This is a genomic window from Pradoshia sp. TA40_28, assembly GCF_059694525.1.
The window spans coordinates 287887-300964 of record NZ_JCATZO010000004.1 but is presented as its reverse complement, the minus strand read 5'-3'; the positions used below and the strand labels follow the sequence as shown (position 1 = coordinate 300964).

19 protein-coding genes are annotated in these 13078 nt (G+C 38.2%); 14 read left to right on the top strand and 5 right to left on the bottom strand.

Annotated features, from left to right (window positions below; genetic code table 11):
- Positions 1–71 precede the first annotated feature (71 nt).
- The gene (locus AC58NB_RS07510; protein WP_497426207.1) at positions 72–386 is read right to left on the bottom strand and encodes an ArsR/SmtB family transcription factor; all 315 of its coding nucleotides are present in this window, start codon (positions 384–386) and stop codon (positions 72–74) included.
- A 286-nt stretch (positions 387–672) separates the two neighbouring features.
- On the opposite strand from AC58NB_RS07510, the gene AC58NB_RS07505 reads away from it, so the two are divergent.
- From AC58NB_RS07505 to AC58NB_RS07460, 10 genes are all read left to right on the top strand, one after another.
- Complete coding sequence (locus AC58NB_RS07505; protein ID WP_497426206.1) at positions 673–1932, top strand: Y-family DNA polymerase; 1260 nt, start codon at positions 673–675, stop codon at positions 1930–1932.
- 28 nt (positions 1933–1960) lie between these two features.
- On the top strand, positions 1961–2299 hold the full coding sequence (locus AC58NB_RS07500; protein WP_497426205.1) for a YolD-like family protein: 339 nt from the start codon (positions 1961–1963) through the stop codon (positions 2297–2299).
- Positions 2300–2541: 242 nt separating this feature from the next.
- Positions 2542–2754: a hypothetical protein gene (locus AC58NB_RS07495; protein ID WP_497426204.1), complete on the top strand. Its 213-nt coding sequence runs from the start codon at positions 2542–2544 to the stop codon at positions 2752–2754.
- A gap of 140 nt (positions 2755–2894) precedes the next feature.
- Positions 2895–3215: an iron-sulfur cluster biosynthesis family protein gene (locus tag AC58NB_RS07490; protein WP_497426203.1), complete on the top strand. Its 321-nt coding sequence runs from the start codon at positions 2895–2897 to the stop codon at positions 3213–3215.
- Positions 3216–3597: 382 nt separating this feature from the next.
- Positions 3598–4041 carry a phosphate-starvation-inducible protein PsiE gene (psiE, locus tag AC58NB_RS07485; protein ID WP_497426202.1) on the top strand — a complete coding sequence of 148 codons (444 nt, stop codon included), beginning with the start codon at positions 3598–3600 and terminating at the stop codon, positions 4039–4041.
- A gap of 151 nt (positions 4042–4192) precedes the next feature.
- The gene (locus AC58NB_RS07480) at positions 4193–4465 is read left to right on the top strand and encodes a YesK family protein (RefSeq protein ID WP_497426266.1); all 273 of its coding nucleotides are present in this window, start codon (positions 4193–4195) and stop codon (positions 4463–4465) included.
- Complete coding sequence (locus AC58NB_RS07475) at positions 4462–4710, top strand: hypothetical protein (protein WP_497426201.1); 249 nt, start codon at positions 4462–4464, stop codon at positions 4708–4710. The genes AC58NB_RS07480 and AC58NB_RS07475 overlap by 4 nt, the downstream gene beginning before the upstream one ends.
- Before the next feature lie 32 nt (positions 4711–4742).
- Positions 4743–5267 (top strand): YesK family protein, encoded by a 525-nt coding sequence (locus tag AC58NB_RS07470; RefSeq protein ID WP_497426200.1) that lies wholly within the window; start codon positions 4743–4745, stop codon positions 5265–5267.
- A gap of 424 nt (positions 5268–5691) precedes the next feature.
- Entirely contained in the window at positions 5692–5904 is a 213-nt protein-coding gene (locus tag AC58NB_RS07465) for a helix-turn-helix transcriptional regulator (protein WP_497426265.1), read from the top strand.
- A complete protein-coding gene (locus tag AC58NB_RS07460; protein ID WP_497426199.1) occupies positions 5904–6218 on the top strand; it encodes a hypothetical protein in 315 nt (104 codons plus the stop codon). The genes AC58NB_RS07465 and AC58NB_RS07460 overlap by 1 nt, the downstream gene beginning before the upstream one ends.
- A gap of 70 nt (positions 6219–6288) precedes the next feature.
- Here the strand turns inward: AC58NB_RS07460 and AC58NB_RS07455 are convergent, their stop codons facing one another.
- The gene (locus AC58NB_RS07455) at positions 6289–7212 is read right to left on the bottom strand and encodes an alpha/beta hydrolase (protein ID WP_497426198.1); all 924 of its coding nucleotides are present in this window, start codon (positions 7210–7212) and stop codon (positions 6289–6291) included.
- A 132-nt stretch (positions 7213–7344) separates the two neighbouring features.
- Entirely contained in the window at positions 7345–7983 is a 639-nt protein-coding gene (locus tag AC58NB_RS07450) for a class I SAM-dependent DNA methyltransferase (RefSeq protein ID WP_497426197.1), read from the bottom strand.
- A gap of 182 nt (positions 7984–8165) precedes the next feature.
- On the opposite strand from AC58NB_RS07450, the gene AC58NB_RS07445 reads away from it, so the two are divergent.
- Complete coding sequence (locus AC58NB_RS07445) at positions 8166–8408, top strand: DUF3886 domain-containing protein (protein ID WP_491075574.1); 243 nt, start codon at positions 8166–8168, stop codon at positions 8406–8408.
- Between the two features lie 160 nt (positions 8409–8568).
- Positions 8569–10068, top strand: coding sequence for an aminotransferase class V-fold PLP-dependent enzyme (locus AC58NB_RS07440; RefSeq protein ID WP_497426196.1), 1500 nt, complete (start codon positions 8569–8571; stop codon positions 10066–10068).
- 74 nt (positions 10069–10142) lie between these two features.
- On the opposite strand, the gene AC58NB_RS07435 is transcribed toward AC58NB_RS07440, so the two are convergent.
- Complete coding sequence (locus AC58NB_RS07435) at positions 10143–11060, bottom strand: aldo/keto reductase (protein ID WP_497426195.1); 918 nt, start codon at positions 11058–11060, stop codon at positions 10143–10145.
- Positions 11061–11127: 67 nt separating this feature from the next.
- Positions 11128–11262, bottom strand: coding sequence for a Z-ring formation inhibitor MciZ (gene mciZ / locus AC58NB_RS07430; protein WP_491132251.1), 135 nt, complete (start codon positions 11260–11262; stop codon positions 11128–11130).
- Positions 11263–11342: 80 nt separating this feature from the next.
- Between mciZ and AC58NB_RS07425 the strand changes: the two genes are divergently transcribed.
- Positions 11343–11894, top strand: a complete 552-nt coding sequence (locus AC58NB_RS07425; RefSeq protein WP_497426194.1) for an NUDIX domain-containing protein — start codon at positions 11343–11345, stop codon at positions 11892–11894.
- The gene (locus tag AC58NB_RS07420; RefSeq protein ID WP_497426193.1) at positions 11894–13069 is read left to right on the top strand and encodes an endonuclease Q family protein; all 1176 of its coding nucleotides are present in this window, start codon (positions 11894–11896) and stop codon (positions 13067–13069) included. The genes AC58NB_RS07425 and AC58NB_RS07420 overlap by 1 nt, the downstream gene beginning before the upstream one ends.
- Positions 13070–13078 lie beyond the last annotated feature (9 nt).

Here is a 13078-nt window from a genome sequence, read left to right as displayed (position 1 = left end):
CCCTTTTTCGTATATTTATATATCTAGAAAAATAGATATAAATAAGATAAAAAAACAGAAATCAATATAAGTTAGATCTCTGTTCTAAAATAATTAGCTAACTGCTGAATAAACTCTTCATTGCGCCTATAGTAAGTCCATTGTCCATGACGAATCGATTCAAGTAGACCAGCTTTTTGCATCATATTTAAGTAGCTAGAAACCGTAGATTGAGAAACCTTGGCTTTTTCTTGAATATCCCCAACACATACTCCACCTTTGTAACTTACCTCCTTTGGTAGGTGAGCGCCTTGTTTTGGGAAGTGTTTCTCGGGTTCCTTTAACCACGCTAGGATGTGAAGTCTTGTTTCATTAGATAATGCCTTGAATACATCAATAGGTTCCATGTGTGTAATTCTATATCTATATTTCTCGATATGTCAAATTAGAAGAAAAATACCATGTGAAAGGAATAGATAAAACAGTTTATCGGGAAAATAAATCAGTTATTTTTTTGTCGATTTTTTGGTTTGGTGTGGGTTGACTCTTGATTTACTCACAGAGTATTCGCACGCTTACTTACTCTTATACATAAATTGTAAATATATTTCCATTGAATACGAACGTATATTCGCTTATCATTAAGGATATAATAAATGCGAACATATATTCTAGTTTGGAGAAGATTTTACTATGATTGATTACCGTACTTTGCCGCATCATTATGTGATGTGTGTGGATATGAAAAGCTTTTTTGCCAGTTGTTCAGCAGTGATGATGGGACTCGATCCGCTCGAATGTTATTTGGCTGTGGTAAGTGATACAAAACGGAGTGGCAGTGTTGTGTTGGCTTCTTCACCGAAAATGAAAAAAGAGTTTGGCATTAAGACGGGGTCGAGATTATTTGAAATTCCTGATGATCCACGTATTATAACGGTTAATCCTAGTATGGCTACGTATTTGCGTATCTCTACTGAAATCAGCCGTTTGTTCAATCGGTATGTACCTAAAAGTGCCATTCATACGTACAGTGTTGATGAAAGTTTCTTAAAAGTAGATGGCACCACCCGTCTATGGGGTGATATTGTGGAAATTGCTGAAAAAATCAAAGATGAAATTGATCGAGAATTTCAACTCCCCTGCGCCATCGGAATTGGTCCGAATATGTTGCTTGCCAAGCTGTGTCTGGATTTGGAAGCGAAGAAAAAGGGGATCGCCCAGTGGACCTATGAGGATGTACCTGAAAAATTGTGGCCCTTATCTCCCTTGAGCGAAATGTGGGGGATCGGTAAGCCTTTGGAAAAAAAGCTGAACGGAATGGGGATTTTTTCAATTGGTCAATTGGCGCGCTATGACTTGGCGACGCTTGAAAAAAAGTTTGGCGTGATGGGCAATCAATTATATCATCATGCCTGGGGTGTTGATTTATCTGATATTGGAGCGCCCATTATGGAAGGGCAAATCAGCTTTGGAAAAGGGCAGGTTTTACTGCGTGATTATAAAAAGCCTGAGGAAATCAAGCACGTCATTCTAGAAATGAGTGAGGAAGTAGCAAGAAGAACACGGGCAAGCGGAATGGCTGGACGAACGGTCAGTTTAGGAATTTATTACAGTCAGGATGAATTTGGCGGTGGATTTCATCGTTCTCTTACAAGAGAAACACCGACTAATATTACGATGGATCTTTATGAAATGTGCTTAACATTGTTTGAACGATTTTACACAGGAAAGACCGTCAGGAAGATTTCTATTACACTTTCGAATGTCATTCCAGACCAGGAGATGCAAATCAGCCTATTTGATCAGGATGGCTGGCGCAGGCGAGAACTCGGTTTTGTGATGGATCGAATGCGCAAAAAATTTGGATCCAATGCGATTTTACGCGCCGTATCGTATACAGAGGCGGGAACGGCTAAGCATCGAAGTACATTGGTTGGAGGACATAGAGCATAACAGTCAGTGAAATGGAGGTTACCTTAGAATGATTCGAGATCGTGGGAAAATAAAATGGACATCCATGATGCTGCCGGAGCATGTGACGATGCTTAGAGAATGGGCACATGAGGATAGTTATGAAACAAGAAATGAGCTTGATGAACAGCAAATGGAAGCCATCAATGGGATTATTATGGAGGCAATGGAATATGGGAAGCCTGTGATGATCCGGTATTACCGGAAAGACAGTCGCCGGTATGGGACGGTAGAAGGTCATATTCATTATTGTAATGAACAGGCTCAGAAGCTCCACATTGTTAATGAGGATGGAGACACTTGCTTTGTATTTTATCAGGAACTGGTGGATGTACAACTAAAAAATTGATGGTCAAGCAATCCCCTGTAAGCTTATGCATATGTTGGTTATAGCTCTCTTTTTTATTAGCCTAAACAAGGTCTATTACCCAATTTAGGGAGAACCAAAACCAAATATTAGACAAAATACCACAAAAAGTTTACTATGTGTATAGAACTAGAAAAAAGAGATAAAGCAGATAATGAGTTTTATGCATTACTTGCTGTTCTGATAACTTGCCATGGGATATCAAAACAAAAGGGGTAAAGAAAATGGAAAAAGAAAAATACAGCACAATTTATCAAGCACCTTACGGAATGGTTATAGGTGAGCTGAAAAAAGAGATGACTAAAGAAGACGCTGTAGCGTTAGGGCAAAAATATTGTGCTGAGAATGGTTTTAATTATAAAGGTACGTATTCTGGCGATGAAGCAGTAGCGGCCTTACAAAATTTAATACAAAAACATACAAAAGCAGTTCATTAAGCTGAACTTTTTATTTTTAGAAACATAGAGGCAGTATTCCTTGAATACTGCTTTTTTTATTCAGATGTACCTTGTTAGGTTTACCATCTGTGCAAAATCGGGAATATAGGGATATATATAGAAAGCATGGTGAATCATCAATGGAAATTACATGGACAGAAGCAGCTTTAGAAAAGGTAAAAGACAAACTGCCAAATAAGGAAGGCGTTTTTTGTTTGAAGTATGAAACGGAAGGTTGCGGCTGCGTAGTGAGCGGTGTAACCAATTTATACTTTGTTAACGAGACAGATTCTCAAGAAGTAAAATGGGAAACCAATGCCTATCCGGTATTTTTAAATAAATATCATGAGATCTTTTTAGATGAAAAGCTTATGATTGATTTTTCAAGCAGTACAAACAGTTTTCAGCTGAAAAGTCCCAATCAGTATTTAAACCCGATGATGAACGTCATCATTCAATAGGCTTTGTTACTAAGGAGCAGTAAAAGGTTCAGCCGGAAGTTCTGGTTGAACCTTTTTTTATCGATTAAATTGAATAGCAGTCAGGGTTTTCAAAACAGTCATTTTAAATGATGATAAGAATTGTTTTGACTCCAGAAGAACTGGATTCCGCTAGAGTAATCTCGAAAAAATAGATTCAGGCATCTGTTTCTTTCTTAAAATGTGAAAAATTATCAATAATCATCAATTATATTATTTACTTACTTCAAAATAAAAATGTCATGAACCTTTTGGTTGTTAGCTTTTTACTAAAGCCAAAGGGTTTTTGTTGTGTTGCTAGAAGGGAATAGACATAAAACAAGAAGGGCTAGTTATAACAAAAATCATCCTGGGGGCGACACATATGCTTTATTTACAGAAAAAAGCAAAGAACATTTTAAATTGGATTACCATGGGATTGCAAATCATATTAAACTCATCTTTGGCTCTTTTGGCAATCATCATCTCTTGTCTGTTAATTAAGGAATTAATCGGCTTCATGCATCTATTGGGGAAAGGGACAACAGAGGATTATTACGTATTTTTAGAGACCATACTCGTTTTCTTTATTTATTTTGAATTCATTAGTATGATCGTGAAATATTTTAAAGAGAACTATCACTTTCCGATGCGTTATTTCTTTTACATCGGGATAACCGCAATGATTCGGTTTATTATCGTTGATCATGGAGAACCAGAAAGAACAGTGGTCTATGCGTTTGTCATTCTTATTTTGATTATCTGTTTCTTTGTGCTGAACCTTACACCAAGAGAGCGGCCAGAACGCTATGATGTACGGAAAAAGTAAGTAAATGTACAGGCAGTGATGTGAATTTGAACAATATCCATGTGGTTTAACAATGATTAGTTAAAAGGAGAACATTTTAAACAATAAGAGAAAATTATCTTATATACTCATTTCTATAATTGACATAAAATGTAATTAAAGGGGGCGGTGAATAATCGAGTTTTTTTATATAACTGGGTTTGTTGTATTTGTTGTGGTCTATTTTATAGCAGCAATATTAGTGAGGAAATATCCGAATAATGAATTTTATGTACTGCCTGGAGTGGTTTTGATTAGTATTTGTTTAATTGCAGCGATTATTGCGTTTTTAACTAGCGAGGATGGTTGGAGCCATATGGGGTATTTGCTGCTATTCTTCTTCGTCACTATAGCCTCTTTGTTAGGGACAATTTTAGGGAAGAAATCCAAGAGGGTAAAAGAATGAATAGATTTGGGATATTGTCTTATGCAACAGTATTGGCTAGTATATTGGCATTTTTTATACTCAGTGGTCCTAACGCGAATTTACATTTAATTGTAGCCATACTCACTTTATTATCATTACTAGGAATCGTTTTTGCTATTTCTTCTAAGAAACTTTTGTATATTTTTGCAGGAGTTATATCTAATGGACTGGTTATGGTTGTCGTATTTTTCTTATTACTGGCTTTAGGTATTAGTGAAGAATAGCTAAATAAAAAGGAACTGGAAAGGAAAATAAAATGTACTTTGGATTACCTTTTTTAATCGCTGCTGTTCTAGGTGTACTAGCCTTATTGCTAACTTATTGGTTCAATAAACGGAAATTACATGTATTTGTAAGAGTACTACCTAGTCTTTTAGTGGTGGGTGGGGCTATTTTTTCATTTTATTATGGTATTGAAGTAGTAAGGGGTTTTGGGGGCGGTATGTTTCTAGTACTCTCCATTTTCTTGATTTTATTTGCGATATCGGGATTTTTTATGGTGGGTTATTCACAGGGACAAAAAATAAATAACTATAGTATGTCATCTGTTATCCTTTTTGTTGTTTCATTCTTAATTTACAGTATGTGGTTTTCATTTGAAAGTTTATTTAATGATCCACTTGCTTTACTAGTAGGAGTAGGTCTTCCTGTTGCTGGTTTACTTATTGCATTTAGAGGTAAGGGGATGTTAAAAGTAGTTGGAATTTTGGGTAATATATTCGTGATCACTTTTATCGTAATAATTCCTGTTGCTTCAACATTATTCTGGAATCAACCTTGATTTTAGTCTCAAAACCGCAAAAGCAGATTTGGGAATACAATAGCTGTATGTTTAATTTGTATGTATGCGTGTTTATAAGGTCTATACTGGGTGATTAATTATAACTGGTAGTGACGCATTACGAGATATAACAACTACTGCTAAACAACCAACTAATATTGTATGAATGAAAGTGTCATATACCGATTTATACATTATAATACGATTACAAGGTAAGCAATGTTGAAGGTTCAGAATCTAATTATTAGATTTTGGACCTTTTTTAGTTAAATTCCTTATTCTCCATTGTTAATATCCTAATTAGCCTTTATCAAGGACTTTTTAAATAAAATGTAAAATTAACTTTACTAATAGTTAACTTTGCTTTACAATAAAGTGGAGATATTTACCAAATAAGGAGGGCGAAGTGAAAGGGGAAAATGATATGTTATCAAATCGTATTCGTGTCTTAAGGGCTGAACAAAAAATAACGCAGCAGGATTTGGCTCAAGCAGTTGGGGTAAGCAGACAAACCATTATTTCTATAGAGAAGGGTAATTACACCCCGTCATTAGTGCTGGGCTTTGAAATTGCCAATGCTTTCAATGTGGGGATTGACGAAGTATTCCGGTATGAAAAAAAAGAGGAGGGATTGTAATGGAGAAGTTGTTGTTGATCGGTGTCGGCGTTGGTATAGTCCTATATATTGCGGTCTTTTTTGTCTCTGTCTGGTTTAGTGTAAGGTTCCAATTTGGAGAGGAAAGTAACGATGAAAGAGGGAAAGAAATATTAAACAAATCATATGGGATTGCTTTCCCAATCTTTATTTTGGGATGGTTTATGATTTTTTTACTTGATGAATATTTAACACCTTTATCCTTGGAAGGGTATAAAATGGCTATATGGTTTGTTATAACTGGAGCGTATATTATTCATGCTGGCAGCTTATTCCGACTGAGAAGAGTGTCTTGACCTTTTCTGGGCTATTCTTCTGCCAGCAACATTCGATAGCAAATTGAAACGCTCCAAAGAAAGTGCCCCATTATAAGAAAAGGGGCACATGAGCTTCAAGAAATGAATCGATTACTTTTTCATAAGCATCGGGATTGGAATTATAGGACTGAGCGTGCTGGCCTTTTTCGGCAAGGTACAGTTGTTTTGGTCCTTTTTTGTGTTGGTACAATTCCTCGCTCATCGATGGAGGGATATAAGCATCCTCTAGGCTGTGGATAAACAAGACTGGGCTTTTTATATTCTCCACTGCTTTTAAGGGAGAAACCTCTCTGAATGAATAGCCATCCCTCTTTTTTAGCCACCAATCACCAAAGGGGAGGACCATCCATTTTGGGAGATGGAAATCTTCTTTTAGCCGGTAAGCAATTTGCTCGGAGAATTCGGAGAATGGGCAATCCGCTATATAGAAATCAGCTCCATCTTCAACTGTGCCTGCGTAAAGCAGAAGGGTAACAGCGCCCATCGATTCCCCATGTATACCAAGCAAAATATCATGGCCCTTTTGAGCTTTTAATTCTTCAACAACAGCGGCAAGATCATCTTTTTCATAATATCCATAGCTGCTCGTTTTTCCTTCTGAATCGCCATGGCGACGATGATCATAGATGACAGAATTGAATCCTTTTTTGGCGAATAAATTAACGTATCGAATCGAATTCCACTTATTTTCAGTAACTCCGTGTGCGATGATCATCCATTTTTTTGAGTTTTTATGTGGTTCTACAAATATGGAATGGATTCGATATCCATGTTTGGACTGAATCCAATTCTCCTGTTGGGGTAGCTCTTGAAAGGAAGTAACATTAAAACGGCCTGCCTCTTCTTCGCGCTTCCGTACAGCCTCCACATCTTTACGTTTCATAAACATAAGCAGGCTAGAAAAGAACACACCAATTCCAATTATGTATGTAATGAATGCACCAATGACAAGGTACCATTTTTTCTTTTTCACAAAAAAGCCCCCCGAAAATACTCTATAATAATTTAGTTTACCATTCTGCAGAAAAAACAAACACAGAAATAATAAGCAGATGTATAAACGAAAAAACCCTATAGGGCTATAGGGATAGAGTCTATATTTTTATTATAGTTTAGTTGCATGGATGAGCCAAACAAATGTATTTAGCTGTTCAAAGGTTACGTGGAAGTGATGCTTTTCGAGTACGGATTTCATGTAAGGAATCGTCGTGTAATACTCAGTTCGTAAGTCCTCTGCTAAACGATCGAATTTGTTAGTTTCAGCTGTCTCAATAGTCGCTTGTTTATCCTCTTTTGTTGAAAATATCGTATCGGCAAACACGATTTTACCGTCTGATTTAAGGATATTGGAGTATAGAGCAATCGCTTTCTCTTTTTCGTCATCGGTTAGATGGTGAAAGGCATACGTGCTTACAAATGTATCTACTCCATTTTCATCCACTGGAAAGTGAAAGAAATCACCATCTACAATGGATAAGGACCCGAGCTTTTTCTTTGCCTTCTTTCTCATTTCCGTAGAAGGCTCTATTCCAAGAACTTGATATCCTTTTTCAAATAAGCGTGCAGTCAAATTTCCTGTACCTACTCCGAACTCGATGACAGATCCTTCCGCATGAGAAGCAACTGTTTCGAGAATATGATCATAATTCAAAAACACATCGACATATTGATCGTCAGAACCGGACACGGTTTCATCATAATTAGCTGCCCATTCATCAAATAGCTGGTCAAACTCTCTGCCCATCATGGCCTCCTCTATACTTCATTTAATCATACCATATTTATATGAATAATATGAATATATAGTTACAAATTATACCTAATTTGAGTAATGTTTACACGGTTTGATCGTGAATAATAAGTTAAACATTCCTGACTTCTTTTGTCTGAGCGTTTATAATAAAAAGAAAAAAGGAGCTATAATCCATGATGAAGCATAAACCATCTAAGAAAAAAGATGACAGCTCAATTAGCTTGGGAGATCTGCTTAACCAAGATATCTTAAGCCAGTTGCAGAACAAGAAAGGCGAATTAAAAGAAGAGGAACAGCGCCGGATACAGCAAATGGAAAAACAAAAGCGCGAGGAACGAAAACGTCGCGAGAAAAATAAGAGTTTTGAAGAACTATTAAATGAAAGCAATCTGAACTGGAAACAATTTAAGGATTGAAGCAATGAGTGAGAACCGTCCTGAAAACAAGGGTGGTTCTTTTTTGAGACTTCTATACTAGGAGAATCTGTTTCTGAAAAAATTTCCTCCTTCACCAATAACCATTAGGCTATTGATTCATATACTGTAACTGACTTATGCAGATAGAAGGTGAACCGGATTGTTGAAGGCAAAGATTGGGAATCAGCAGCGGGAATGGTTTGGAGAGTTGGAGCAATATTTCAACGGTTTTCGTAAAAACATTATTGGGATTGACGAAACCTTTCTAACCCCATATGGAGAAAGACCGATTATATATGCGGATTGGACAGCGAGCGGCCGGTTGTATAAACCGATTGAAGATAAAATTATGATGGAATTCGGTCCATATATGGCCAATACACATACAGAATCTAACCAAACAGGCTCATTCATGACGAATGCCTATCTTCATGCAAAAAGAATCATAAAAAAACATGTAAATGCTGGGAAGGATGATGTCATACTCCTTGATGGCTTTGGGATGACTTCAGTCATTAATAAATTGCAACGGATACTGGGCTTACGCATTTCAGAAAAATGGGAATCCAGACTTGATCTAAGACCAGAGGAAAGGCCAGTGGTCTTTCTTACTCATCGGGAACATCATTCCAACCATACATCCTGGCTCGAGACGATTTCGGATGTCGTAATAGTGGAACCTGATGCGGATGGGAATGTTTGTCCAGAACAATTAGATAAACAGTTACAAATGTATTCGAACAGAACGATGAAAATTGGTGCTTTTACAGCATGCTCCAATGTAACCGGGCTGATTACTCCTTATTATGAGCTCGCAAGCGTGATGCATAAACATGGGGGCATCTGTATGGTTGACTTTGCTGCAAGTGCTCCGTATGTAAAGATGAATATGCATCCAGGGAAACCAGACAACCAGCTGGATGCTATTTATTTTTCGCCGCATAAGTTTCTGGGAGGGCCAGGTACGAGTGGCATTCTTATTTTTAATAAACATCTTTATCACAATCATATACCCGATCATCCAGGGGGAGGTACGGTTACGTGGACAAATCCTTGGGGAGAGCATCATTATTATGATGAAATAGAGACGCGGGAGGATGGGGGAACTCCCGGTATTTTACAATGTATTCGAACCGCATTATGCATCAGGCTGAAGGAGGAAATGGGGGTAGACACTATGATGCAAAGAGAGAAAGAATTGCTGTCCATCATTCTTCCGGGACTGTTATCCATCCCTAAAATTAATGTTCTTGAACCAGAGAAAGAAGAGAGGCTGGGTATTATTTCGTTTACGGTTCCGGGAGTGCATTATAATTTAATTGTTAAATTATTGAACGATCGTTTTGGAATACAGGTACGAGGTGGGTGTTCCTGTGCAGGTACGTATGGACATTACTTATTAGATATCTCCAAGGAGAGTTCTCACCAGATTATGAATTTGGTTGATGAAGGAGATCTAGCAGCCAAACCTGGGTGGATTCGATTTTCTGTTCATCCAACAATGACGAATGCAGAAGCCTACCAATTTATTTCGGCGATGAAATGGATTGTTGAAAATCTAAAAGAGTGGCAACAGGAATATGTGTATGATTCTAAAACGAATGATTATTTTTATTGTGATTATCATCGGGAAGATTTCGACTGGTTATTTTATGTTTAGGATGAATCCAAGTCATCCCTATAAGAAACAGGAGTCAGGCTATTAGGACAGAAAATAGCCTGACTCCTGTTTAATTAACGATGAGACTCGTATTGATTCGCTTTAGTCAATGAACGTAATAACTCTAGTTCCTGGATGGTTAACGGATTGCTGTCTACAGCTTTGATATTCTCGCGTAATTGTTTGGCACTGCTTGCCCCTGGAATAACTGCGGCAACTGCCGGGGAAGCGAGGATATATTGGAATGCCAGTTCATTCATGGAACGATCCTTTACTTTTTCTTTAATCGTTGGAAGTAAATTCTCAAGCTCCGCATACGTGTAGTCCAAATAGCCGTTTTCACGAATCGTATCGGAAGCCTTGTTCAACATTTCCTCAGATAAAAGGCCTTTTGCGACAGGACCTCTGGCGATTAAGCTGATTTGATTTTCCTGGAGGAGTGGCATCCATTCTTCCGGTCTTCGGTCGAGCAGGCTATATTGCATCATGACAGAAATCATACTGGATCGGTTTACAAATTCCTTAATGACATTGGGGCGGATGGATGAAATACCATATTCTCGTATATAGCCTTCCTTCTTTAAGTCTTCAAAGGCGGAAATGGTTTCATCAATCGGGTCTTCCAGTGTACCGCCGTGTAGCTGATATAAATCGATATAATCCATCTGAAGGCGTTTCAGACTATCCTTTACTGCTTGTTTAATATGGGTAGGGGAAGGGTCCCAGGACCATGATGTTTGATCACTGTTCCATTTGTTACCTGCTTTTGTCGCAATGACCAATTGATCTCGATAGGGTTTTAAGACATTTCCGACGATTTCTTCATTAAGACCAAAATCATACAAATCAGCTGTATCAAAATAATTGATTCCATGCTCGATGGCTGTCTCCAGTATGTTCCGGGCGTGTTGTTCGTCTTTACCGAGTGACATGCACCCAAGCCCCATCTCTGTGACATATAAATCTGATTCTCCAATTTGTCTCTTTTTCACAAAAAGTGCTCTCCTTCCGCTAGTTACAGTTTGTTTATCTTTATTGTAATGGAAGGATAGGAATCCGTCATTTAATTTGGCGGACCGCCTGCAGCCAGTCTTTTACATAGATATATTGATTCCCATATTCCTTTAATTTTGCCCTGACTTCCCAAGCTTTTCCGCTTAAAATGATTTGATTATCACTGATCCATACTTTCATAATGCACCCCTTTGGACATGCTATATGGTAAAATGTATGAACAGACGAATGCTTTTTAGAACAAAAGGAGAGATAGAAAGATGTACAAATATGAAGAAAAAACCATTAAATCAGAACCTATTTTTAAAGGGAGAATTTTGGATGTACGTGTGGATGAAGTACTTCTCCCCAATGGAAAGACATCGACTAGAGAATTAATTAAACACCCTGGTGCGGTAGCAGTGATTGCCGTTACAGATGAAAATAAGCTTGTGCTTGTTGAGCAATATCGCAAGCCGATGGAAAAAGCGTTAGTGGAAATTCCAGCCGGTAAACTGGATGCCGGAGAAGATCCAAGAGATTGTGTAGTACGCGAAATGGAAGAGGAAACAGGATATGCCTGTGAATCCATCGAACATATCATTTCTCTTTATACATCTCCTGGCTTTGCTGATGAGATTGTACATATTTATTTGGCTAAAGGTCTTTCCAAGAAAGAAAATGCGCGAGGCTTGGATGAGGACGAATTTGTGGATTTGATGGAAGTGACGTTGGATGAGGCATTGCAACTGATTAAAGAAGAAAGAATTCAGGATGCCAAAACAGCCTACGCGGTTCAATACTTACAGCTCCAAGAGGCTTTGTCTAAATAATGAAAACCTATTATGGGGATTTTCATATTCATGTGGGGAGAACAAAATCCGGTAAACCTGTCAAAATAACAGGAGCTAAGAGCTTGACGATTTCCAACATTCTTGAATATGCTGCAACCAGAAAAGGATTGAATATGGTGGGAGTCATTGACTGCCATGTTCCTGATGTGATCGAGGAATTAGAAGATTTGATCGCAAATGGGGATATGATAGAACTTGATGGAGGCGGTCTTCAACATAGAGATGGCACGGTTTTGATTCCGGGCAGTGAAATCGAAATCAATGATGAAAACTGTCATGGACCTATTCATGTGCTCGCTTATTTTCCTACTCTCGAAAAAATGAAGCTTTTTTCAGAATGGTTTGGGACAAGAGTGACCAATCGCACACTCAGCTCACAACGAATCTATGAGCGGGCTACTGTTCTGCAGGAAAAAGTGAAGGAATTGAGCGGATTATTTATCCCTGCGCATATTTTCACTCCCCATAAAAGTTTATATGGAAGAGGAGTCTTAAAAAGCTTACGTGAGGTTTTGAATCCCGAGTGGATTGATGCAGTTGAACTGGGGCTGAGTGCAGACACAAGTATGGCCTCAAAGTTAAGGGAATTGAATCGCTATCCTTTTTTAACCAATAGTGATGCACATTCCTTACCGAAGCTGGCGCGTGAATATCAAAAACTTTCACTCCAAGAACCGACCTTTACGGAATGGCATAAAGCTCTTCAACAAAAAGACGGGCGCGCCATTCTGGCTAACTACGGGCTGAATCCGTATCTTGGTAAATATCATGAAACGGTTTGTGAGAATTGCAGTGAAACGCTTGCTGTTTATTCGCAGCGTTGTCCTTATTGTGGCTCAACGCATGTTACACGCGGAGTAGCTGAAAGAATAGAGGATCTTTCCGATGTAAAGCCGGAAGATGTTTTACAAGTTAGGCCACCTTATATTCATCACATACCACTAGAATTTATTCCGGGTCTTGGTCCGAAAACGTTGGATAAATTAATAGCGGGATTTGGTTCTGAGATGGCCGTGATTCATGAAGCCAGCTTGGATGATTTAAAGGCGCTGGTTCCTGAGAAAATAGCGACCCTCATTTATCAGGCGCGTTCTGGCACTCTTTCTTTACAAAAAGGCGGAGGCGGCACGTATGGTAAAGTGATCACGGAATAAGATAGGAAG